Below are 20757 nucleotides of genomic sequence, written 5' to 3' on the forward strand. Positions count from 1 at the left end.
ACGCTGCCCGCAATCGGTTGCCGAAGTTGTAACATACAACTACCGTCGAGCGGCATGACAGACAACCTCCGCAGGAGCCGTCCCGCGGACGGCGTCCTGATCGCCGTCCTCTGCCTCGGCGGCCTCCTCGCTTCGCTCATGCAATCGCTGGTGGTGCCGATCGTCGGGCAACTGCCACACCTGCTGAACACCAGCGCCGACAACGCTTCGTGGGTGATCACCGCCACGCTGCTCGCCTCCTCGGTCGCGATGCCGATCGCCGGCCGTCTCGGCGATATGTACGGCAAGCGGCTGGTGCTGCTCACCAGCCTGCTCAGCCTGATCGCCGGCTCGCTGATCTGCGCCCTCTCGCACACCCTGCTGCTCACCGTGGTGGGCCGCTCCTTCCAGGGCTTCGCCATGGGCCTGGTGCCCGTGGGCATCTCGCTGATGCGCGACGAGCTGCACGCCCGCAAGATCCCCGGCGCCGTCGCGCTGATGTCCGCGATGCTGGGCGTGGGCGGCGCGATCGGAATCCCGTTCGGCGCCTACATCTCCGAGCACTTCGACTACCACACGCTGTTCTGGTTTTCGCTCGCGCTCGGCGTGATCACCCTGGGCCTGGTGTACGTGGTGGTCCCGGAATCGCCGAACCGCCATCCCGGCAAGTTCGACGTGGTGGGCACCGTCGGCCTCACCGTGGGCCTGGTGAGCGTGCTGCTCTCGATCACCAAGGGGCAGAGCTGGGGCTGGACCTCCGCCGCCACGATCGGTTGCGCCGTGGGCGGTGTCCTGGTGCTCATCGCCTGGGGCTTCTGGGAGATCCGCACCCGCGACTCCCTCGTCGATCTGCGCATCTCCTCGCGCCGCCCGATCCTGCTCACCAACCTCGCGTCGATCATGGTGGGCTTCGCCATGTTCTCGCTGATGCTCACCATGCCGCAGCTGCTGCAGATCCCGGAGGCCACCGGCTACGGCCTGGGCCAGAGCATGCTCAACGCGGGTCTGTGGATGGTGCCCGGCGGCCTGGTGATGATGGCCCTGTCCCCGGTCTCCGCCCTGCTCACCAAGCGGATCGGCGCGCGCCTGACCCTGGCGATCGGTGCCACCATGTCGGCCATCGGCTACTTCGCCCTGCTCGGCCTCACCGATGCCACCTGGAAGATGTCGCTGGGTTCGATGATCGTCTTCGGCGGTGTGGGCGTGGCCTATTCGGCGATGCCGGCGCTGATCATGGCGAACGTCCCGGATACCGAATCGGCCGCCGCGAACGGCCTGAACTCACTGATGCGATCGGTCGGTACCGCGGTCAGCTCCGCGGTGATGGCCACGATCCTCACCCGCTCCACGGTCACGCTGCTGGCCGGAACGCCGCGCGAGATCACGCTGCCGGCCGAGGACGCCTTCACCTCCGGATTCGTGATCGCTGGCATCGTGGCCGCCGTCGCCGCCGTGGTGGCACTGGCCATCCCGCGCGCCCAGACGTCGGACGACGAGGCTACGGCTGCTCCGGAGGTTCGGGAAACTCTGGAAGCAGGTGCTCGAAGGGCTTGAGGTTCCACAGCGGTTCGCCGCGAGCGACTCTCCAGTCGAACTCGCGGCGGATCGCTGTCGAGAAGCCCAGTTCGAGCAGGGTGTTGAAATCGCCGTCCGCGGCTTCGAGCACCTGTCCCAGAACGCGATCCAGCTCGTCCTCGGTGAACTCGGCGAACCGGCCGGTGAGGTAGATGTCGCCGGTGCGGTCGATCGTGTAGGCCACGCCGTACAGACGGCGGTTGCGCCGCAACAGGTACCGGTAGACACCCTCGAAGTTCTCGTCGGGATGCCGGCACACGAAGGCCTCCACCCGCGCGCCGTGCGCGCCCAGGGTGATCATCGTGGTGGTCTTGAGCTTCTTCTCGCCCGGCAGCTCCACGATGAAGTGGGCCACGTCCTTGCCGGTCTCCTCCTTGCGCGTGAACTCCAGCTCGCGCTCGGTCAGGGCCGCTTCCAGTTGGTCCGGTGTCATCGATTCGCTCATGCCCGCGCCCCTGCCCGGCGCCGGCGGCGGCGCACCGTCTGCGTCGCCTCCTGCCGCGCCTCGATCGCCTTCGAATAGCTCTCCAACAGGCCGTCCGCGGTGCGGGACCAGGAGAACTGCTGTGCGTGTTCGGTTGCGCCGCTTGCCAGTTCCGCACGCAGTCGCTTATCCGCGGTGAGCTCGTCGAGTGCCGCGGTCCATGCCTGCGGGTCGTGCCCCGAGACCAGGCGGCCCGAGACACCGTCGGCCACCGCCACCGAGAGACCGCCCACGTTCGCGGCCACCACCGGGGTGCCGCAGGCCTGCGCCTCCACGGCGACCAGGCCGAAGGACTCCGAATAGCTGGGCACCACCACCAGATCCGAGGCGCGATACACCTCGGCGAGCCCGGCCGGGGGCCGCGGGGGCCCGAAGGTCACGGCCTGCTCGATGCCGAGCTCGCGGGCCAGCGCGATCAGCGCATCCGGCCGCTCCAGTCCCGTGCCCGACGGTCCGCCCACCACCAGCAGCCGGATGCGACGCTCGGGGTGCGCGTGGATGAGCGGGGCCGCCGCGCGCAGCAGCAGATCGGGAGCCTTGTGCGGCTGAATCCGGCCGACGAAGGTGAGCACCAATTCCTCGGGGGCGATACCGAGTTCGGCGCGTGCGGCGGCGCCGTCGCCCGGCGAGTAGGTGGCCAGATCGGCCCCCGGGTACACCACGTCGATCCGGTCGAGCGGCACCCTGTGCAGTTCGGCGAGCTGGTTCGCCTCGACCTCGGTGTTCACGATCAGCCGGTCCGCCTCGTCGGAGACCTGCTGTTCACCGATGATCCGCGCCTGCGGCTCGGCGGTGTCACCCTCGGCGAGCGCGCGGTTCTTCACCGCGGCCAGGGTGTGCGCGGTGTGCACCAGCGGCACGCCCCAGCGGTCGCGGGCCAGCCAGCCGACCTGTCCCGAGAGCCAGTAGTGCGAGTGGATCAGGTCGAAGTAGCCGGGTTCCTCGCGGGCCTCGGCCCGCTGCACCCCGGCCGCGAAGGCGCACAGCTGCGCGGGCAGATCGGTCTTGTCCAGCCCCTCGAAGGGGCCCGCGACGATGTTGCGGACGCGAATCCCCGGCGCGGCCTCCACGATCGGCGCGTCCGACGAGCTGGTGGCGCGGGTGAAGATCTCCACCTCGATGCCGCGCGCGGCGAGTTCGAGGGAGGTCTGCCAGATGTAGACGTTCATGCCGCCCGCATCGCCGGTACCGGGCTGCGCCAGCGGCGAGGTGTGCACCGACAGCACCGCGATCCGGCGCGGCGTGGTGCGGGCCGCTGACTTACCAGTAGGCACGCCGTCCAGCTTAACCCCGCAGATCGAGGAGTTCGCGGGCGCAGCGCGCGGGGTCCACCACGAAGGGCGCGTGGCCCCCGCCGTCCCACCAGGACAGCGTGGAGTGCGGCAGCACCGCGGCGTGATGCTCGGCGGTCACCGGGGCCACCACCTCGTCGTCGCGTCCGTGCTGGATGAGGACGGGGAAGGTCCAGGCGGCCAGGTCGGCGTCGTGGTCGACGGTGCGCCGGAACAGCCCACCGCGCACCGCGGGAGGCGTGGACAGCGAGTGGCCGAAAACACGCTGGGCCACGGGGCCGAGCGTCTCCTGGTCGAAGCCCTTCGGCAGCATCCGGATGCTCGCGAGTGCGGGGATGGCGGTGCTCGGTTTCGCCGACAACGCCGCCGGGAGGGCACCGTTCATGGCGGGGCCGGTGACGCCGCCGGGGAACTGCCCCTGCTTGCCGCCGCCGATCGAGGTGATCGCCCCGATCAGGCCCACGCCGAGCACACCGTCGGTGCCGTGCACGGAGAGGTGGTCGGCGATGATCAGGCCGCCGTACGACCAGCCGACCAGGTACACCTCGTCCAGGCCGAGCCGGTCGCGCACGGCCTTGACGTCGTCGGCGAATTCCTGCGTGGTGAACGACGCGGGCACCGAGCTGCGGCCGTGGCCGCGGTTGTCCACGGCGACCACGCGGTGTCCCGCGGCGGTCAGCTCGTCGATCAGCGGCAGGCCCCACGAGTCGCCACTGGCCGACCACCCGTGGATCAGCAGGTACGCAGGCTTCGTCGGGTCGACGGTGCCCGCGTACGCGGTGCTGTAGTCGATGTAGAAGATCTCCGTGCCGTCGGGCCCGACGGCGAATCCACATGCGCGAGTCACACCCCGACCCTAGCCGTCAGGCCTCGCGGACCAGCGCCAGTCGGGCGCGGAGGTACTCGCGCACGTTCTCGTACCGGTGAATTCCGCCCTCGAGCTCGACGACGGTGCCCGCGTCCCATCCTGGTCCGCTGCCGGCCACCACGAACGCCGCCCCTGAGGCGTCGGGGTCCGATGCCAGCGGAATGCAGTCGAGCGGGTCCTCGGGACTGAACTCGAGACGCCCACCCTCCGCGGCGTACCACTCGTCGATGTACTCCCGCGCGATTCCCCAGATCGATGCCGGGAACTGCGCGGGGTATCCCGCCACCCCGGCGGTGCCCACCCCGGACGTACCGAGCAGCGTGTCGCCGTAGAAGTAGCCGGGGAATCCGTTGGCGACGCCGAGGAGTGCGCGCAGCTCCGGTGGATAGGGCCGCCCGAGGGCGGCCTCGGCCTGCGCGATCTCGGCCTCGGTCGCGGGTGGTGCCGGTGCGGCGGTGGCGATCACCGGGCCGTGCGGATCGAGGTCGAGGCGGATCTCGAGACCGTCCCCGTCCTCCTCCCCCGCTCGCACCCGCTCGCGCGCCAGGTCCGCGATGAGCTCCTGCAACTCCTCGACCATCGTCTCCGTACCCATTCCACTCCCGTCTGCGCAATCCGCGATCGCGTCTACGGTATCCAGAATTCCTCGGCGTGCGCCGGGAGACCACGGAACCCGCCGCCGAACACCTCTCGGATTCCGTCCGCGGCGGACACCGTGTCCACGGCGGACAGATTCGGAGAGCGTCCTGTTCTCGGTATCCCGACCCTCGGAGAACGCCGTGGCCGGTGACCGCGCGACCTCGCGGGAATTAATCGGACCGTGGTCCGGTTGATGGTAGTGTCAGCTTCAGCAGCCCACTTCCAGGAGGACACCATGCCCGCCGTGACCGCCGATACGCTCACCCTCCCCCGCATCGCCGCCGCCGCACCCGGCGAGACGGACCGCCCCGTCCGGAAGATCACCACCGGCCCCCGCGGCTACGAGGGCGAGGGCTTCCCCGTGGTGCGCGCCTTCGCAGGCGTGCACCCGCGCGATCTCGACCCGTTCGTGCACATGGACCAGATGGGCGAGGTCGAGTACGAGCCCGGCGAGCCCAAGGGCACCAGCTGGCACCCGCACCGCGGCTTCGAGACCGTGACCTACATGATCGACGGCCTGTTCCAGCACCAGGACAGCCACGGCGGCGGCGGATTGATCTCCGACGGCGCCACCCAGTGGATGACGGCCGGCTCCGGGATCCTGCACATCGAGACCCCGCCCGCCGAGCTGGTCGAGTCCGGCGGCACCTTCCACGGCATCCAGCTGTGGGTGAACCTGCCGAAGTCGGAGAAGTTCACCACGCCCGCCTATCAGAACCTCGAGGGCGGCCAGACCACGCTCGTCACCACACCCGACGGCGGCTCCCTGATCCGCATCGTCGCGGGCGAGGTGGACGGGCACCAGGGGCCGGGATCGACCCGCACACCGATCAACTTCGTGCACGCCACGATCGCCCCCGGAGCCGAGGCCTCGCTGCCGTGGAACCGCGATTTCAACGCGCTGGTCTACGTGCTCAGCGGCCGCGGCACCGTGGGACCCGTGGGGCATCCGATCCACGAGGGCCAGCTCGCGCAGCTCGGCCCCGGGGACCGGATCACGGTGCGCGCCGACGAGTCCCAGGACTCGAATCGGCCCACCATGGAGGTCCTGATCCTGGGCGGCCGGCCCATCCGGGAACCCGTGGTGCAGTACGGCCCGTTCGTGATGAACACCAAGGCCGAGCTCATCCAGGCGATGGAGGACTACAACGCCGGCAAGTTCGGCCACATCCCGCCCGGCGCCCTGATGCCGCACGTCGCTCGCTAGCCGGTACCGGCTGGGTCCGATCAGGCCCAGCCGGGTGTACGCCTCAGCAAGAAAGCCCCAGGATGTAGCGGAAGCCACCGGGAAGGCCCGCCAGGAAAGGCAATTCGTTCGAACCGGGGTTGCCGAACACCGTGGTGAGGCCGTGCTGGGCGAACAGCTGGTGCGCGGCGTCCTTGACGGTGCGGATCATGCCGCCTCGGGCTGCGCCGCATCCTCGGCGACCGGCGCCGACTGCTCCGCGCCGGGCCGCGGCACCGCCAGCACCGCGATCGCACCGAGTCCGGCGGCGACGGCGAAGAAGTAGAAGCCCCAGGGGTATCCGACGCCGGCCACCACGAGGCTGCCCGTGACCCAGGGCCCGGCGATGGCACCGAGCCGCCCGACCGCGGAGACCAGGCCCATCGCGGTGCCGACCTTCGTGCGGGGATAGAGGTAGCCGATCAGGCCGTACAGCAGAACCTGGGCCGTGAACACGAAGAAGCCGGTCACGAAGATCACCACATCGAGCACCACCTGATTGGCCACCTTGATGCTCAGCAGCGCCAGCATCACGCTGGCCATGGCGAACCACAGCACCGTGACCCGTTGCGCACCACGGCGGTCCGCGACCCGGCCGCCGATCATCAGGCCGGCCACGGCGCCCACGTTCAGCACGAGCAGCATCACCAGCGCGGTGGACACCGGGTAGCCCGCGCCGCGCATCAGCTGCGGCAGCCAGGTGTTGAGCCCGTACACCACCAGCAGCCCCAGGAAGGCCGCGACGAACAGCATGAGCGTGGTCCGCAGGTACGGCGCCTGCAGCACCGATGCGCGGGCGGCGCGCTGCGCCGCAACCGGTTCGGCGGCGCCGGTCACGGCGGCGGTCTCCGGCATCCGCAGGGCGATCACGGGTACCAGCAGCAGGCCGAGGATGCCGCCGCCGTAGAACAGCCACTGCCAGGAGTTCCCGGCCAGCAGCGCGATCAGCGAGGCCAGGACCGCACCCACGTGGTAGCCGGTCATGGTGACGGCGCTGGCGTTCGACTTCCGCTCGGGCGCGGCCTCCTGCATCGCGGTGAGCGCCACCGGCATGCAGCCGCCCATGCCGAGGCCGGCGATGAATCGGGCGCCGGCCAACGCCCACACCGTGGGCATGACGGGGACCAGCAGGGTGAACACCGAGAACAGCAGGACGCACACCACGAGCGGGCCGCGGCGGCCGTAGCGGTCCGAGATCGCACCGGTGACCGCCGCACCGATGCCCACGCCGACCAGCGAGACCGTGGCAACGGTGCGCAGATCCGATGCGGTCATCCCCAGGTGCCCGGTGTCGAGCAGCGCGGGAATGGCGGCGCCGAGCGAGACGAGGTCGTACCCCTCGAAGACGACGACCATCCAGCACAGCAGTGCGCCCCAGGTCCTCGGCGAACCGACCGAGCGCAGTGCGGCGTCCGCCGCGGGCGGGGTCAGTGGTGTGGAAGCCATCGGATCTCCATCGACGATCGAATGTGACCTGCGCCATAGGCGCATCGTCATACTAACCACGCGTTCGCTGATTGCACAAGTGTTCGTTATGCGAACACGATGGAGTGGTGAGCGACTACCGGAGGAGTCTGAGAAAGGCGCGATGAACTGCGGTTTCGGAGGCCGCGTCAGTCGATGCCGGCGGCCCGGGCCGCCTCGGCGATATCGGCGGCGGTGTCACGCAACGCGGCGACCCGGTGCTCGACGGTCGGCTCGTCGGCACCGTCGAGACGCGCGGACAGCGCCATGTTGATCGCCGCCCGGGGACGGCCGTCCCGCCCGGCGACGGGCACCGCGAGCGACCGCAGGCCCACCTCGAGCTCCTGGTCGACCATCGCGTATCCCTGCGTGCGGATCTTCGCGAGTTCGGCCTCCAGCGCCGCGCGGGAGGTGATGGTGCGCGGGGTCAGCGGGGCCAGCGTGGCGTTCGCGAAGTACGCCTCGAGCTCGTCCTCGTCGGCCGCCGCCAACAGGACGCGCCCCATCGACGTGGCGTACGCGGGGAACCGGGTCCCCGGGCTGATACCCACCGTCATGATGCGCCGCGTGTGCACGCGCGTCAGGTACACGATGTCCGTGCCGTCGAGCACCGCGAGCGAGGTGGACTCCTGCTCGCGATGCGATAGGCGTTCGAGGATCGGCTGCGCCAACTCCGGCAGCGGCTGACCGGCGAGGTAGGCGTACCCCAGTTGCAGCACCAGCGGCGTGAGACCGAAATCGCGACCGTCCGAGCGCACATAGCCCAGTTCCACCAGGGTCAGCAGGAACCGCCTCGCCGTGGCCCGGGTCAGGCCGGTCCGGGATGCGACCTCGGACAGTGTCATCGCCTGATGCTCCGCGTCGAAGGCGCGGATCACCTCGAGGCCGCGAGCCAACGACTGCACGTACTGATCGCCCGCCTGCGGCCGCACGTCCTCGCTCCGGTCCGGGCTCACGCGGTCTCCTCGCATTCGGGGGCGACGGGCCCCGGTTCGAGGCCCGCGATCAGCCTAATCGTCCAGCAGGTCGACTTCGACGACACCGCGCAGGTCCTCGACGGTGCAGCCGAAGCTCTCGCGCACCCGCACCCCCTCCGGGGACAGGAGGAACACGGCCCGCTCGGTGTAGACCCGGGTCACGCAGGACAGCCCCGTCACGGGGTAGCTGCACTGCGGCACCAGTTTCGGGGCACCCGTCTTGTCCTGCAGGGTCATCATCACCCACACCTCGCGGGCCCCGGTCGCGAGGTCCATCGCACCGCCCACGGCCGGAATCGCGTCCTGCGCGCCCGTGTGCCAGTTGGCGAGGTCGCCCGCGGCGGAGACCTGGAAGGCACCCAGCACGCACACGTCGAGGTGTCCCCCACGCATGATCGCGAACGAATCGGCGTGGTGGAAGTACGAGGCCCCCGGCAGCTCCGTGACCGGCGCCTTGCCGGCGTTGATCAGGTCCGGGTCGATCCGATCGCCCACGGCGGCCGGGCCCATGCCCAACATCCCGTTCTCGGTGTGCAGGGTGACCCGCTGTTCGGGCCGTAGATGATCGGCGATCGTGGTGGGAAGGCCGATCCCCAGATTCACGAACGCGCCCCGCTGGATGTCCCCCGCGACCATCGCGGCCATCTCCGGGCGGGTGAGGGGCGCCGCGCGCACGGTCCCGGTGGTCGCCGTCTGCTCCATCACTGCACCTCCACGATCGTGTTCACGTAGATGCCGGGCGTCACCACGACCTCCGGATCGATGCCGCCGGTGGGCACCACCTCGGACACCTGGGCCACCGTGTGCTGCGCGGCGGCCGCCATGATCGGGCCGAAGTTGCGGGCGGTCTTCCGGTACACCAGGTTCCCCACCCGGTCGGCCCTGAGCGCCTTGATCAGCGCGATATCGGCGTGCAGCGGGGTCTCGAAGACGTACCCGCGGCCGTCGATGATCCGCGTCTCCTTCCCCTCGGCCAACACCGTTCCGTAGCCGGTGGGGGTGAAGAAGCCGCCGATCCCCGCGCCGGCGGCGCGGATCCGTTCGGCGAGGTTGCCCTGCGGCACCAGTTCCAGTTCGATCCGGCCGGCGCGATAGGCCTCGTCGAAGTGCCAGGAATCGCTCTGCCGGGGGAAGGAGCAGATCACCTTGCGGACCCGGCCCTTCTGGATCAGCAGCGCCAGCCCCCGATCCCCCTGGCCGGCGTTGTTGTTCACGATGGTCAGATCGCCGGCGCCGGTCTCCAGCAGGGCGTCGATCAGTTCGAAGGGCTGCCCGGCGTCGCCGAAGCCGCCCACCATCACCGTTGCGCCGTCGCGCACCCCTTCCACCGCATCCAGCGGGCTCGGAGCGAATTCCACCATCATCACAGATCACCTGTCGCGTCGATGTTTTCGAGCACCACGGCCAGCCCCTGGCCCACGCCGATGCACAGCGCCGCGACGCCCCAGCGTTGCCGGGTCACCCGCAGGGTGTGTGCCAGCGTCCCGATCAGCCGGGCGCCCGAGGCCCCCAGCGGATGTCCGAGCGCGATCGCGCCTCCGAACCGGTTGACGATCTCCGGATCGATACCCCAGGCGTCCAGGCACACCAGCGACTGCGCGGCGAAGGCCTCGTTGAGCTCGACGGCCCCCACATCCGGCCACTCGATCCCGGCGCGGCGGAGCGCCCGGTCGGCCGCCTCGATGGGCGCTGCGCCGAAGGACTGCGGTGCCCCCGCCGATGCGCCCCGTCCGGCGATGCGCGCCGTCGGGGCCGCGCCGATCGTCTCCGCCGCGGCGGCCGATCCGAGCAGGACCGCCGCCGCACCGTCGGACAGTGGCGACGCATTTCCCGCGGTCACGGTTCCGCCCTCCGGTCCCGGCGCGGCCGGGCGGAAGGACGGCCGCAGCGCGGACAGCGTCTCCACGGAGGTACCGGGCCGGATCGACTCGTCGCGAACGAGATCCGTTCCGGGCACCGGATCGACCAGGTCCGAGTAGAACCCGGCCTCCCAGGCACGCAGGGCGGCCCGATGCGAGCGCGCCGCGAACTCGTCCTGCCGCTCCCGGGTGATCCCGTGCGTCTGCCGCAGTTGCTCGGTGGCCTCCCCGAGCGAGACCGTCCACTCCCCGGGCATGCGGGGATTGACCAACCGCCAGCCGAGCGTGGTGGACGCCAGCGCCTGATCGCCCGAGGGGAAGGCACGGTCCGGTTTCGGCAGCACCCACGGTGCGCGACTCATGGACTCGACACCGCCCGCGAGCACGATCTCGGCGTCCGCCACCTCGATCTGCCGCGATCCGGTGATCACGGCGTCCAGCGAGGAGCCGCACAGCCGGTTGACGGTGCTGCCGGGCACCGTGACCGGGAGGCCGGCGAGCAGTGCGGCCATGCGCGCGACGTTGCGGTTCTCCTCCCCGGCGCCGTTGGCGTTCCCGAGGACCACCTCGTCGATCGCGGCTCCGTCGCCGGCCGCGAGACCGGGTGCGCGATCGACGATGCGCCGCACCACGTGTGCCGCGAGATCATCGGGCCGCACGCCGGACAGGCCGCCGCCGTACCGCCCGAACGGTGTCCGCACCGCGTCGTAGACGAAGGCCTCAGCCATCGGCGTTCTCCCCTTCCTCGGCGTCGATCGCGGCGAACACCCGGCGGGCCACGCCGAAGGCTGCATTGGCCGCGGGCACCCCGCAGTAGATCGCGCTCTGCATGAGCACCGCCTCGATCTCGTCGCGGCCCAAGCCGTTGCGGAGCGCGGCGCGCACGTGCATGGCGAATTCGTTCCAGTGCCCCAGCGCCAGCAGCGCGGTGAGCACCGCGATGGAGCGCTCGCGCCGGGTCAGCTCGGTGCCGGTCCACACATCGCCCCAGGCGGTCCGGGTGATGAATTCCTGGAAACCGGAGCCGAATCCCGTCACCGTGGCGCGGTCCACGTGGGCGTCGCCGAGCACCTGCCGGCGCACCGCCATACCTGCGTCGTACCGCTGCCGGGAGGTGACCGTGGCCGTCCGCACCGCGCGGGCGGTCGCCGCCGCGCAGTGATCCGCCAGCACATCGGCCAGCCGTCGCGGCGCCTCGACGGGTGCGAGATGCGCGACACCGGGGAGCACCTCGTGGCGCCCCTCCGGGACCGCCTCGGCCAGGGCCCGCACATCCTGCGGAGGACACACCACATCGAGATCACCGCCGACGGCGAGGAACGGAACCGTCAACGAGGGCAGCCGATCCCGGACGTCGTAGCCGGCCAACGCCTCGCAGACCGCCGCGTATCCGTCGCCGCTCACGCGGGCCAATCCCGCGAACAGATCCTCGGCGACGCCGGGTGAGCGGTCGAGGAAATCGCTGGCGAGCCAGCGCTGCCTCGCCCCGGGGACCATCGCCGCCGTGCCCTGTGCGCGCACCGTCGCCGCCCGGTCGCGCCATGGGCCGGGGTCGCCGAACCGGGCCGCGCTGCACACCATGGCCAGCGACCGCACGCGGTCGGCGGCGCGCAAGGCGAGCTCGGCGCCCACGGCGCCGCCCACCGAATCGCCCGCGTAGTGGAAGGCCGCACCGGGGTCGTGGGCGTCGACGAGCGCCACCACCGCATCGGCCAACTCCCCCAGGTCGAATCCGCCGCGGGGGGAGGGTGATCCGCCGTGGCCCGGAAGGTCCCAGGCCAGAACGTCGTACCGGTCACCGAGCAGCTCGGCGACCGCCTCCCAGATCACCGCGCTCGTTCCCAGCGAGGGGCCGAGCACCAGCATCTCGCGGCGGCCCGGCGGCCGGCTCGTGAAGGACGTGGCCACCAGCTGCGGGATCATCGCCCCTCCCCGTTCGTCTCGGGCCGCTGCCCGGCGGCGTGCGCCCGCTGCGGCGCGGTGCCCAGGTAGCCGTCCACGGCGAGCAGATCGTCGAGCTCCCCGACGGTGAGATCGGGGACGGCGACGGCGATCCGGTCACGCAGCACTGCGGCACGACTGCCCGCGGGCGCCGCCACCGCGGCGTCGATCGCCTCCTGGACGGCGGCGCGACCGCCCATCGCCCGGCCGGCCAGCGTGATCATCAGCCGCTCGGACACCAGCAGCGGGGCCGCACCGCTCACACGCTCGGCCATCCGTTCCGGGAACACCCGCAGGTGCTCACACAGTTCGCGCAAGCTCACCGCGGCGCCGAGGGCGAGCCGCAACAGGCTCCGCAGGGCCGGCCACTCGGCGTGCCAGGCCCCGGTGGAGCGCTCGTCCTCGGCCAGGCCCGCCGCCAGTTGAAGCACTCCCGCATGGCCGGGCGCTGAGATCGCCGCGGATCGGATCACCACCGAGAGAACAGGATTGCGCTTGTGCGGCATCGTGGATGAGCCGCCGCGGGCGAGAGCGGACTCCGCCAACTCGCCCACCTCGGGACGGCTCGCGAAGATCACATCGTTCGCGATCCGCCCGGCGGCGGCGCACACCGCCGCGAACGCATCGCCCACTTCCACCACGGGTCCGCGCGAGGTGTGCCAGGGCTCGGACGTCGACAGCCCCAGCTGCCGCGCCCACTCCGCGCCGGCCTGGACGGGATCCACGCCGATCGCCAGGACCGCGGCGTTCGTCCCGGCGGCCCCGCCGAATTGCACGGGGGTCGCAGCGGAGGCCAGCCGGCGCGCCGCACCGTCGATCCCCTGCCGCCAGCCGGCGGCCTTCGCCCCGAAGGTGATCGGCACGGCGTACTGGCCCAACGTACGTCCCACCTGGGGTGTCTGCGCGTACTGCTCCGCCAACCGCGCCAGCGCCGCGGCAGCCCCATCGAGCTCCTCGGCGATCTCGCCGGCCACGCGGCGCGCGAGCATCATCAGCGCCGTGTCCAGGACGTCCTGGCTGGTGAGCCCGCGGTGCACCGGCATCGCCGTTCCGAGGTGCTGCCGGAGCTCGGCGACCAGGGGGATCACCGGGTTGCCGCCGGAGCGGGCCGCGCTCGCCAGGCGCGCGGGATCGAAGGCCCCCGCCGCCCGCCGGTCCGCGACGGCCAGCGCGGCCGCCCGTTCCGATTCCACACCGTCGAGCACGCCGATCCACGCGAGCTCCGCCTCCAGCAGCGCCCCGACTACGGCGGTGTCATCGGTGGCCGCGCAGGCACGGCCCGCCGCAACGGTTTCCAGCAGACCGAAGTCGCCCGTCATCGCGCACCCCCCGCGCCGTCGAAGTCGAGGAAGACCGTTTCCCCATCGCCCTGCAACCGGATGTCCCAGCGGAGGGAGCCGTCGTCGTCGCGCTGGGCGATCAGTGTGTCCCGCCGATCGGCGGGCAGCGAGGCCAGCAGCGGATCGGCCGCGAGAGCGGTGGCGGCCTCCGGCGGATAGACCCGGGTGAACAACCCGGCGAGCAGGCCCCGGGCGAACACCGCGACCGAGATGAACGGCGCGGCACCGGAACGCGCCGGACCCGGCTCCACCGTGGTGAAGGAGTACCGGCCCGTGTGCCCGGTGGCGGTGCGACCCCACCCCGCGAAGTCGTGTGGATCGCGGGTCCAGCCCTGCAGTGAGTGATCGTCACGCGGGATGAGCGCCGCCGGCCGCGCGGGGCGGCCCTCCTCGTCGGGCTGCCAGATCTCCAGCAGACAGTCCGGGACGGGATCGCCGGCACCGTCGAAAACGGTGCCGCACAGCCGGATCGCCCGGCGATGGCCGGGCGCGATGAGATGTTCGGCACCGGGGAGCGAGAGCCCGTAGCCGAAGAAGGGGCCGATGGTCTGGTCGGGAGTGCGCGACTGCGGGGTCACCGGTCCGCACCCCCGAAGGCCTCGTTTTCGGTCCAGGTCCGGGCGGAGCCTGCGAGCACGATGTCCCAGCGGTATCCGAGCGACCACTCGGGCGCGCTCGACTCGTGGTGGTAGTCCGCGACCAGCCGGTCGCGGGCGGCCGGGTCGACGATGGACTGGCAGATGGGGTCGTAGGCGATCAGTGGGTCTCCCGGGAAGTACATCTGGGTGATCAGCCGCTGCGTGAAATCGGTACCGAACAGGCTGAAGTGGATGTGCGCCGGCCGCCACGCGTTGCGGTGATTCCGCCAGGGATAGGCGCCCGGTTTGATGGTGGTGAACCGGTACGAGCCGTCCGGACCGGTGAGGCAGCGGCCGACCCCGGTGAAGTTCGGATCGATCGGAGCGGGGTGCTGGTCCCGCTTGTGCACGTAACGGCCCGAGGCATTGGCCTGCCAGATCTCGACGAGTTGGCCCGCGACCGGGCGGCCCGCACCGTCGAGCACGCGGCCGGACACCGTGATCCGTTCGCCCAGCGGCTCGCCGCCGTGCTGCACGGTGAGATCGGACTCGAGCGGATGCACATCCTGCTGCCCGAACACCGGGGACAGCATCTCCACGCCCTCGGGGTCCGCGGGCTGCAGCCGCTTGGTGGGATGCCGCAGCAGCGAGCTGCGGTAGGGCGGATAGTCGCGCCGCGCGGTGCCCTCCGGCGCCGAACCGGCGAGATACGCCGCGCTCAGCTGCGCGATCTCCGCACTGATGGCCTGCTGGTCATCGCCCACGCTCACTCCTGCCGTCGTCGTGTGACCGCAATCATAGCGCGTGTTCGCATATCGAATCAATGTTCATTCTACGAACACAGTCAGCGAGTGACGGCCGAGCGCACCCCCAGCGCGACCATGACCACACCGCCGAGGCCGGTGATCCGGCGCCGGAACCGCTGCACGTCGACCCGGCGGCGCATCGCGGTGACCACGCCGCCCCACAGCACCAGCCACGCCGAGGCCACCACGGCATGGGCCAGCCACAGCCACAGCAACTGCGGAGCGACCGGCGACCCCGGATCGAGGAACTGCGGCGCCAGCGTGAGATACACCGCGGCCGCCTTCGGATTGAGCACGTTCCCCAGGTAGCCCTGCACGACATCGCCGCCCCGGCGCCAGGGCAACCGGGTGGGCGCGGGCGCCGCCGGCGCATCCCGCAGCGCGGCCCGGATCATCCACAGTCCCAGCCCCACCAGGTAGGCGGCACCGATCAGCTTCACCACGAGAAAGGCCTCGGCGGAGTGCATCACGACCGCCGACAGTCCCGCCGCCGCGAGCGCCGCGTGGGTGAGCAGCCCCAGCACCGTCCCGAGGATCACACCGCCGGCGGCCCGCGGCCCCGAGGTGAGCGCCCGGTCGGTGACCAGCGCGAAGCTCACCCCCGGCGTCAGACAGATCGGCAGCACCGCGAGCCCGAAACCGGCGGCGGCGAGGAGCGGCGAGGGCACCCCCTCAGGGTAGGCGCGCTTCGAGCACCGGCAGCGCCAGATCGAACCAGTCGAGGTTCTCCCGCTCGAACCGCAGGCCCCGCACCAGCGTCAGATAGGGCCCACCCAGCCGCTGGTCCGCCAGCAGCTCCGGCTCCGTGCGGCCGTCCAGCCAGCGCGCCCGCACCCGTTCGTAGTGCGCCAGCTTCGCGGCCGCGGCCGCGCGTCGCGCGCGCAGGTTCGCACAGACGGCCGCCACATCACCGGCCTCGACACCCTGCACCATCACCAGGAAGTCGTCGCGGATCGCCATCGGTTTCGGCGACCGCTCACTGAAGGCCGCGAGCTCGGCGCGCCCCTCGGCGGTCACCCGGAAGACGCGCTTGTTCGGCCGCTTCTCCTGTTCGACGGTGCGCGCCACGATCGCACCGTCGGATTCCATCCGGTCCAGCTCGCGGTACAGCTGCTGCGGTGTGGCGGTCCAGAAATTGGCGCGGGCACCGTCGAACTCCTTGGTCAGGTCGTACCCCGAGGCCTCCTCGACCACGAGGAGGGTCGCGAGGATCGCGTGCCGCAGTGCCATGCAGTTCACCTTATTCACCGAGTTGCCTATCCGAGCCTGGACACCGCAGGCCGCGCATCGCATACTCGACCTAGTCAACAAATTTACTAGGAGGAGTCATGCAGGAGTTCCGCGACGCCGTGCTCGCGAAGGATCCCGAGGCGATGGAGCGCACGCTGGCCGACGATGTGCGATTCACCAGCCCCGTGGCCTTCAAGCCCTACGAGGGGCGGCACATCACCGCCGCGATCCTGCGCGGCGTGCTGCGCGTGATGGGCGGCGACGACTTCCGCTACGAGCGCGAGATCACCAGCCCCGACGGTCGCGACCACGCGCTCGTCTTCCGGACCACGCTCGACGGCAAAGAAGTGAACGGCTGCGACTTCCTGCACCTCAACGACGAGGGCAAGATCGACGACTTCGTGGTGATGGTGCGGCCGCTCTCGGCCGCGCAGGCCCTCTCCGCCGCGATGGCCGCGCAGTTCGAGCAGATCGCCGCCGAGGCCACCGCCGCGGCGCAGGCGGAAGCCGCACAGCAGGGCGCCGCGACGCGGAGCTGACCCGGCCGGTTTGGCGGATGCGCCCGGCGCGACTACTATTGACAACGATTTCCATTGCTGTCAAGAGGAGCACCCGTGCGCATCCGCAACCGCCTGGCCCAGGCCGTCGCCGCCACCGCCGTCGCGACCCTGACCCTCACGGCGTGCGGGTCGGCATCGTCGGAGCCCGGCGACGGTAAGCCGTCGGTCGTGGCCTCCACCGACGTCTACGGCGCCATCGCCAAGGCCGTCGCGGGCGACCACGCCACCGTCACCTCACTGTTCTCCAACCCCACCGGCGACCCCCACGAGTTCGAGCCCTCCGCGCAGGACACGCTCGCGGTCAAGCGCGCCGCGGTGATCGTCTACAACGGCGGCCACTACGACGCCTACATCGAGAAGGCCGCCGACGGCGCCTCGGGCACCAAGGTGGACGCCGTCTCGCAGCAGGACCCCAAGGGCGAGAACGAGCACGTCTTCTACGACCTGCCCACCATGCAGAAGGTGGCCACCGCGGTGGCGAAGGCGCTGTCCGAGAAGGACTCCGCCAACAAGGCCGACTACGAGAGCAAGGCCGCCGCGTTCAACGGACGGCTCGACGGCGTGATCGACCGGGCCCGCGAGATCGGCCGCGCCAACCCCGGCGCCAAGGTGGCCGCCACCGAGCCCGTCGCCGGCTACCTGCTGGCCCTGGCCGGCCTCACCGACGCCACCCCGCCCCGGTACACCGCCGCCATCGAATCGGGCACCGACCCGGCCCCCGCCGACATCGCCGCCGCCACCGCCCTGGTGACCGGCAAGCAGGTGCGCGCCGTGGTGCTCAACGCCCAGACCGAGAGCCCCGTGACCACCGCCTTCGCGAACTCCGCGCAGAGCGCCGGGGTGCCCGTCGTGCGGATCACCGAGTCGCTGCCCGAGGGCGTCGACGACTACGCCGACTGGCAGGCCGCGAACGTGACCACACTCGCCGACGCCCTCAAGCCGCGCCCGTGACGCAGCCCGTCGTCAGCCTGCGCGGCGCCGCGCTGGCCTACCAGGACCGCACCCTGTGGGACGGCCTCGACCTCGACATCGCCCCCGGCGAGTTCGTCGCGGTGCTCGGCCCCAACGGCGCCGGCAAGACCTCCCTGCTCCGGGTGCTGCTCGGCCAGACCCCGCTGTCGGCCGGCACCGTCGACGTGCGGGGCCGCCTCGGCTACATCCCGCAGCAGCGCGCCCTCGACGCCGCGGTGCCCCTGCGCGGCCGGGACCTGGTGGGCCTCGGCTACGACGGTGCCTCCTGGGGCATCGGCCTGCGCCGCCGGGCGCAGCGACGGTCCGCCGTGGACGCCGCCCTCGCCCAGGTGGACGCCCAGCCCTTCGCCGACGCCCCCGTCGGCTCACTGAGCGGCGGTGAGCAGCAACGACTCCGGGTGGCCCAGGCCCTGGCCTCCGACCCCGCCGTCCTGCTGTGCGACGAGCCGCTGCTCTCCCTCGACCCCGGCCACCAACAGCTCGCCGTCGCGCTCATCGAGCGCCGCCGCCGCGAACACGACACCGCCGTGCTCTTCGTGACCCACGAGATCAACCCCGTCCTGCCGCACTGCGACCGGGTGCTGTACCTGGTGGACGGGCGGTTCGAGATCGGCGCCACCGCCGACGTGATGACCACCGAGACGCTGAGCCGGCTGTACCAGGCCCCGGTGGACGTGCTGCACGTGCGCGACCGCCTCGTCGTGGTGGGGGGCGAATGATGGACCGCCTGCGCCACTTCTTCGACTTCGCCGTCACGGCCGATCTGCTGGCCCAGCCCTTCGTGCAGCAGGCCCTGCTCGCCGCCGCACTGCTCGCGGTTCTCGCCGGAATCATGGGCCCGCTCATCGTGTCCCGGCAGATGGCCTTCAGCGTGCACGGGACCTCCGAGCTGTCGCTGACGGGCGCGTCCTTCGCCCTGCTCATGGGATGGAGCGTCGGCTCGGGTGCGCTGGCCGGCGCGCTCATCGCCGGCCTGCTGTTCGGCCTGCTCGGCGTGTACGCCCGCGAACGGGACTCCGTGATCGGCGTGATCATGTCCTTCGGCCTCGGCCTGTCGGTGCTGTTCCTGGCGCTGTACCCGGGCCGCCAGGGCACCGCTTTCGCGCTGCTCACCGGCCAGATCGTGGCCGTCGGCATGTCCGGCGTGAAGCTCATGGCGATCACCACGGTGGTCGTCCTGGCGATCCTCGCCGTGATCTACCGCCCGCTGCTGTTCCTCTCCACGGACCCCGATGTGGCCGCGGCCCGCGGCGTCCCCACGAAGACGCTGTCGGTGGTCTTCGCGATGCTCGTCGGTGCCGCCGCCGCCCAGGGGGTGCAGATCGTGGGCGCGCTCCTGGTGATGAGCCTGCTCATCACGCCCGCCGCAGCCGCCGCCCGGGTCACGAGCTCGCCGGGCAAGGCCACGCTGCTGTCGCTGGCGTTCGCGATGACCGCCGCGGTCGGCGGCATCGTGCTCTCGCTCGCCCCGGCGCTGCCCGTCTCGGTCTTCGTCACCTCGATCTCCTTCCTGATCTACGTGATCTGCAGGATCGTCGGGCAGCGGGGCAGGCGGGGCACCGAAGCGGCCGAGGTCGTCCACGACCACCGGCACGCGCACTAGCCTGGACCGCGTGAGCCAGCGCATCGACCTCAACGCCGACTGCGGCGAGTCCTACGGCGCCTGGCGCCTCGGCGACGACGACGCCCTCCTGCGCGTGGTCTCCTCCGCGAACGTGGCCTGTGGATTTCACGCCGGCGATCCGACCACGCTGCGCGCCACCTGCGCACGTGCCGTGGACCAGGGCGTGCGGATCGGCGCCCAGGTGGGCTACGCCGACCTGCGCGGCTTCGGCCGCCGGTTCATCGACGTCCCGGCCGCCGATCTGACCGCCGATGTGATCTACCAGATCGGCGCGCTGCAGGCGATCGCGCGCAGCGTGGGCGGCACCGTCTCCTACGTGAAACCCCATGGGGCGCTGTACAACACGATCGTGGGGAACGAGACGCAGGCGCGTGCCGTGATCGACGGTGTGCTCGCATGCGCACCGGAGCTGCCCGTGCTCGGGCTCGCCGGGTCGGCGTTCCTGCGGCTCGCGGCCGGGTCCGGCCTACGCGCGGTGGCGGAGGCCTTCGCCGACCGCGCCTACACCGCCGAGGGCACCCTCGTGCCCCGGACGCTGCCCGGATCGGTGCTGCACGACCCGGACGAGATCGCGGCCCGGGTGGTGCGCATGGTCTTCGACGGCACCGTCGAGGCGATCGACGGCACCGAGGTGGAGCTGCGGGCCGAGTCCGTCTGCGTGCACGGCGACAACCCCGAGGCCGTCCAGGTGGCGAGCCGGTTGCGGCAGGTGCTCGAAGGCGCGGGCGCCGCGATCACGCCCTTCGCGTGACTACGGCCGGTCGATCGGCGGCATCAGATAGCTGCTGAGCATGGTGGCGCAGAACCGCACCAGATCATCGCGTTCGATCTCGAGACGCCCGGAGAGGTACTCGGTGAACAGCGCGGTCATCGCGCCGACCATGCCCACCGACGCCAGCCTGCGGGACTGCTCGTCCACCTCCGGCGGGAGCGCCGCCCCCACCACCGCGAAGAAGCCCGGCATGTGGCCGAGGCCGTACTCGGCCAGAGCACTCTCGCGATAGGGCGCGAGCAGGAGCACCCGGCCCAGATCGGGCCGGTCGACCACGAGATCGACGAAGGCGGCGACCGCCGCGGCGGCCACCTCCTTGGTCTCGGGGGTGCCCCGGACCGCGTCGACCAGGACCTCCTGGGCGCGGGCACTCACATCGTCGTACACCGCCCGGACGAACTCGTCGCGGTTGCCGAAGGCCTCGTAGAAGTAGCGCTCGGTGATGCCCGTGGTCCGGCACACCGCCCGGACACTCACGGCTCCGCCGTCCGGACCGCCGAGGAGCGCTACCCCGGTGTCCAGCATCGTGCGACGACGAGCATGCTGTCGTTGCTCGAGCGAATCCATTGTGT

Annotated in this window: 24 protein-coding genes; 7 read left to right on the forward strand and 17 right to left on the reverse strand. The window is 71.3% G+C overall.

All coding sequences use genetic code 11. The features are described 5' to 3' along the window. The first annotated feature begins 54 nt into the window (after positions 1-54). On the forward strand, positions 55-1533 hold the full coding sequence (locus TTY48_RS06090; protein ID WP_255585533.1) for an MFS transporter: 1479 nt from the start codon (positions 55-57) through the stop codon (positions 1531-1533). Here the strand turns inward: TTY48_RS06090 and TTY48_RS06095 are convergent. From TTY48_RS06095 to TTY48_RS06110, 4 genes are read right to left on the reverse strand one after another with little or no spacing between them, the layout of a single operon-like run. Then, positions 1478-1999 carry a YbjN domain-containing protein gene (locus TTY48_RS06095; protein WP_220656647.1) on the reverse strand — a complete coding sequence of 174 codons (522 nt, stop codon included), beginning with the start codon at positions 1997-1999 and terminating at the stop codon, positions 1478-1480. The two genes, TTY48_RS06090 and TTY48_RS06095, sit on opposite strands and share 56 nt — an antisense overlap. Then, positions 1996-3312 (reverse strand): D-inositol-3-phosphate glycosyltransferase, encoded by a 1317-nt coding sequence (gene mshA / locus TTY48_RS06100; RefSeq protein WP_220656648.1) that lies wholly within the window; start codon positions 3310-3312, stop codon positions 1996-1998. Before mshA ends, TTY48_RS06095 begins: the two co-directional genes overlap by 4 nt. A gap of 10 nt (positions 3313-3322) precedes the next feature. Then, positions 3323-4177: an alpha/beta fold hydrolase gene (locus tag TTY48_RS06105; protein ID WP_220656649.1), complete on the reverse strand. Its 855-nt coding sequence runs from the start codon at positions 4175-4177 to the stop codon at positions 3323-3325. A gap of 16 nt (positions 4178-4193) precedes the next feature. Continuing rightward, positions 4194-4793, reverse strand: a complete 600-nt coding sequence (locus TTY48_RS06110) for an SMI1/KNR4 family protein (RefSeq protein ID WP_220656650.1) — start codon at positions 4791-4793, stop codon at positions 4194-4196. Positions 4794-5072: 279 nt separating this feature from the next. On the opposite strand from TTY48_RS06110, the gene TTY48_RS06115 reads away from it, so the two are divergent. Beyond that, entirely contained in the window at positions 5073-6044 is a 972-nt protein-coding gene (locus TTY48_RS06115; RefSeq protein WP_220656651.1) for a pirin family protein, read from the forward strand. 43 nt (positions 6045-6087) lie between these two features. On the opposite strand, the gene TTY48_RS06120 is transcribed toward TTY48_RS06115, so the two are convergent. From TTY48_RS06120 to TTY48_RS06175, 12 genes are all read right to left on the reverse strand, one after another. After that, on the reverse strand, positions 6088-6234 hold the full coding sequence (locus TTY48_RS06120) for a hypothetical protein (RefSeq protein WP_220658614.1): 147 nt from the start codon (positions 6232-6234) through the stop codon (positions 6088-6090). After that, positions 6231-7508 carry an aromatic acid/H+ symport family MFS transporter gene (locus TTY48_RS06125; protein ID WP_220656652.1) on the reverse strand — a complete coding sequence of 426 codons (1278 nt, stop codon included), beginning with the start codon at positions 7506-7508 and terminating at the stop codon, positions 6231-6233. The genes TTY48_RS06120 and TTY48_RS06125 overlap by 4 nt, the downstream gene beginning before the upstream one ends. 167 nt (positions 7509-7675) lie before the next feature. Beyond that, on the reverse strand, positions 7676-8482 hold the full coding sequence (locus TTY48_RS06130) for an IclR family transcriptional regulator C-terminal domain-containing protein (RefSeq protein ID WP_220656653.1): 807 nt from the start codon (positions 8480-8482) through the stop codon (positions 7676-7678). Positions 8483-8536: 54 nt separating this feature from the next. After that, positions 8537-9205 carry a 3-oxoacid CoA-transferase subunit B gene (locus TTY48_RS06135; protein ID WP_220656654.1) on the reverse strand — a complete coding sequence of 223 codons (669 nt, stop codon included), beginning with the start codon at positions 9203-9205 and terminating at the stop codon, positions 8537-8539. Beyond that, entirely contained in the window at positions 9205-9867 is a 663-nt protein-coding gene (locus TTY48_RS06140; RefSeq protein ID WP_220656655.1) for a 3-oxoacid CoA-transferase subunit A, read from the reverse strand. Before TTY48_RS06140 ends, TTY48_RS06135 begins: the two co-directional genes overlap by 1 nt. Next, positions 9867-11090 (reverse strand): thiolase family protein, encoded by a 1224-nt coding sequence (locus TTY48_RS06145; RefSeq protein ID WP_220656656.1) that lies wholly within the window; start codon positions 11088-11090, stop codon positions 9867-9869. Before TTY48_RS06145 ends, TTY48_RS06140 begins: the two co-directional genes overlap by 1 nt. Beyond that, on the reverse strand, positions 11083-12285 hold the full coding sequence (locus TTY48_RS06150) for an alpha/beta fold hydrolase (protein WP_220656657.1): 1203 nt from the start codon (positions 12283-12285) through the stop codon (positions 11083-11085). The genes TTY48_RS06145 and TTY48_RS06150 overlap by 8 nt, the downstream gene beginning before the upstream one ends. After that, positions 12282-13622 (reverse strand): lyase family protein, encoded by a 1341-nt coding sequence (locus TTY48_RS06155; RefSeq protein WP_220656658.1) that lies wholly within the window; start codon positions 13620-13622, stop codon positions 12282-12284. Before TTY48_RS06155 ends, TTY48_RS06150 begins: the two co-directional genes overlap by 4 nt. Then, positions 13619-14221, reverse strand: a complete 603-nt coding sequence (pcaG, locus tag TTY48_RS06160; protein ID WP_220656659.1) for a protocatechuate 3,4-dioxygenase subunit alpha — start codon at positions 14219-14221, stop codon at positions 13619-13621. Before pcaG ends, TTY48_RS06155 begins: the two co-directional genes overlap by 4 nt. Continuing rightward, the gene (gene pcaH / locus TTY48_RS06165) at positions 14218-14985 is read right to left on the reverse strand and encodes a protocatechuate 3,4-dioxygenase subunit beta (RefSeq protein ID WP_220656660.1); all 768 of its coding nucleotides are present in this window, start codon (positions 14983-14985) and stop codon (positions 14218-14220) included. The genes pcaG and pcaH overlap by 4 nt, the downstream gene beginning before the upstream one ends. 80 nt (positions 14986-15065) lie before the next feature. Continuing rightward, a complete protein-coding gene (locus TTY48_RS06170) occupies positions 15066-15695 on the reverse strand; it encodes a LysE family translocator (RefSeq protein WP_220656661.1) in 630 nt (209 codons plus the stop codon). 4 nt (positions 15696-15699) lie between these two features. After that, positions 15700-16257 carry a PadR family transcriptional regulator gene (locus tag TTY48_RS06175; protein WP_220656662.1) on the reverse strand — a complete coding sequence of 186 codons (558 nt, stop codon included), beginning with the start codon at positions 16255-16257 and terminating at the stop codon, positions 15700-15702. A gap of 98 nt (positions 16258-16355) precedes the next feature. Here TTY48_RS06175 and TTY48_RS06180 point away from each other — a divergent pair, with 98 nt between their 5' ends. The 5 genes from TTY48_RS06180 to TTY48_RS06200 all read left to right on the forward strand — a co-directional run bounded on the left by TTY48_RS06180 (position 16356) and on the right by TTY48_RS06200 (position 20164). Next, positions 16356-16796 carry a nuclear transport factor 2 family protein gene (locus TTY48_RS06180; RefSeq protein ID WP_220656663.1) on the forward strand — a complete coding sequence of 147 codons (441 nt, stop codon included), beginning with the start codon at positions 16356-16358 and terminating at the stop codon, positions 16794-16796. Positions 16797-16871: 75 nt separating this feature from the next. Then, positions 16872-17768, forward strand: a complete 897-nt coding sequence (locus TTY48_RS06185) for a metal ABC transporter solute-binding protein, Zn/Mn family (protein ID WP_255585534.1) — start codon at positions 16872-16874, stop codon at positions 17766-17768. Next, on the forward strand, positions 17765-18508 hold the full coding sequence (locus tag TTY48_RS06190; RefSeq protein ID WP_220656664.1) for a metal ABC transporter ATP-binding protein: 744 nt from the start codon (positions 17765-17767) through the stop codon (positions 18506-18508). Before TTY48_RS06185 ends, TTY48_RS06190 begins: the two co-directional genes overlap by 4 nt. Further along, a complete protein-coding gene (locus tag TTY48_RS06195) occupies positions 18508-19392 on the forward strand; it encodes a metal ABC transporter permease (RefSeq protein WP_220658473.1) in 885 nt (294 codons plus the stop codon). Before TTY48_RS06190 ends, TTY48_RS06195 begins: the two co-directional genes overlap by 1 nt. Positions 19393-19402: 10 nt before the next feature. Then, the gene (locus TTY48_RS06200) at positions 19403-20164 is read left to right on the forward strand and encodes a LamB/YcsF family protein (RefSeq protein ID WP_220656665.1); all 762 of its coding nucleotides are present in this window, start codon (positions 19403-19405) and stop codon (positions 20162-20164) included. Here TTY48_RS06200 and TTY48_RS06205 read toward each other — a convergent pair whose 3' ends face one another. After that, the gene (locus TTY48_RS06205) at positions 20165-20752 is read right to left on the reverse strand and encodes a TetR/AcrR family transcriptional regulator (protein WP_220656666.1); all 588 of its coding nucleotides are present in this window, start codon (positions 20750-20752) and stop codon (positions 20165-20167) included. Between the last annotated feature and the right edge of the window lie 5 nt (positions 20753-20757).

The sequence above is a fragment of the Tsukamurella sp. TY48 genome (assembly GCF_019656655.1).
Classification (GTDB): Bacteria; Actinomycetota; Actinomycetes; order Mycobacteriales; family Mycobacteriaceae; genus Tsukamurella; species Tsukamurella strandjordii.

What these genes read in the sequence shown, in the direction of transcription:
- TTY48_RS06115 (WP_220656651.1), top strand. Translation starts at nt 5,073, where the DNA reads ATGCCCGCCGTGACCGCCGATACGCTCACCCTCCCCCGCATCGCCGCC.
- TTY48_RS06090 (WP_255585533.1), top strand. Translation starts at nt 55, where the DNA reads ATGACAGACAACCTCCGCAGGAGCCGTCCCGCGGACGGCGTCCTGATC.
- TTY48_RS06135 (WP_220656654.1), bottom strand. Translation starts at nt 9,205, where the DNA reads ATGGAGCAGACGGCGACCACCGGGACCGTGCGCGCGGCGCCCCTCACC.
- TTY48_RS06120 (WP_220658614.1), bottom strand. Translation starts at nt 6,234, where the DNA reads ATGATCCGCACCGTCAAGGACGCCGCGCACCAGCTGTTCGCCCAGCAC.
- TTY48_RS06095 (WP_220656647.1), bottom strand. Translation starts at nt 1,999, where the DNA reads ATGAGCGAATCGATGACACCGGACCAACTGGAAGCGGCCCTGACCGAG.
- TTY48_RS06145 (WP_220656656.1), bottom strand. Translation starts at nt 11,090, where the DNA reads ATGGCTGAGGCCTTCGTCTACGACGCGGTGCGGACACCGTTCGGGCGG.
- TTY48_RS06150 (WP_220656657.1), bottom strand. Translation starts at nt 12,285, where the DNA reads ATGATCCCGCAGCTGGTGGCCACGTCCTTCACGAGCCGGCCGCCGGGC.
- TTY48_RS06175 (WP_220656662.1), bottom strand. Translation starts at nt 16,257, where the DNA reads ATGGCACTGCGGCACGCGATCCTCGCGACCCTCCTCGTGGTCGAGGAG.
- TTY48_RS06195 (WP_220658473.1), top strand. Translation starts at nt 18,508, where the DNA reads ATGGACCGCCTGCGCCACTTCTTCGACTTCGCCGTCACGGCCGATCTG.
- TTY48_RS06140 (WP_220656655.1), bottom strand. Translation starts at nt 9,867, where the DNA reads ATGATGGTGGAATTCGCTCCGAGCCCGCTGGATGCGGTGGAAGGGGTG.
- TTY48_RS06155 (WP_220656658.1), bottom strand. Translation starts at nt 13,622, where the DNA reads ATGACGGGCGACTTCGGTCTGCTGGAAACCGTTGCGGCGGGCCGTGCC.
- TTY48_RS06110 (WP_220656650.1), bottom strand. Translation starts at nt 4,793, where the DNA reads ATGGGTACGGAGACGATGGTCGAGGAGTTGCAGGAGCTCATCGCGGAC.
- TTY48_RS06205 (WP_220656666.1), bottom strand. Translation starts at nt 20,752, where the DNA reads ATGGATTCGCTCGAGCAACGACAGCATGCTCGTCGTCGCACGATGCTG.
- TTY48_RS06125 (WP_220656652.1), bottom strand. Translation starts at nt 7,508, where the DNA reads ATGGCTTCCACACCACTGACCCCGCCCGCGGCGGACGCCGCACTGCGC.
- TTY48_RS06180 (WP_220656663.1), top strand. Translation starts at nt 16,356, where the DNA reads ATGCAGGAGTTCCGCGACGCCGTGCTCGCGAAGGATCCCGAGGCGATG.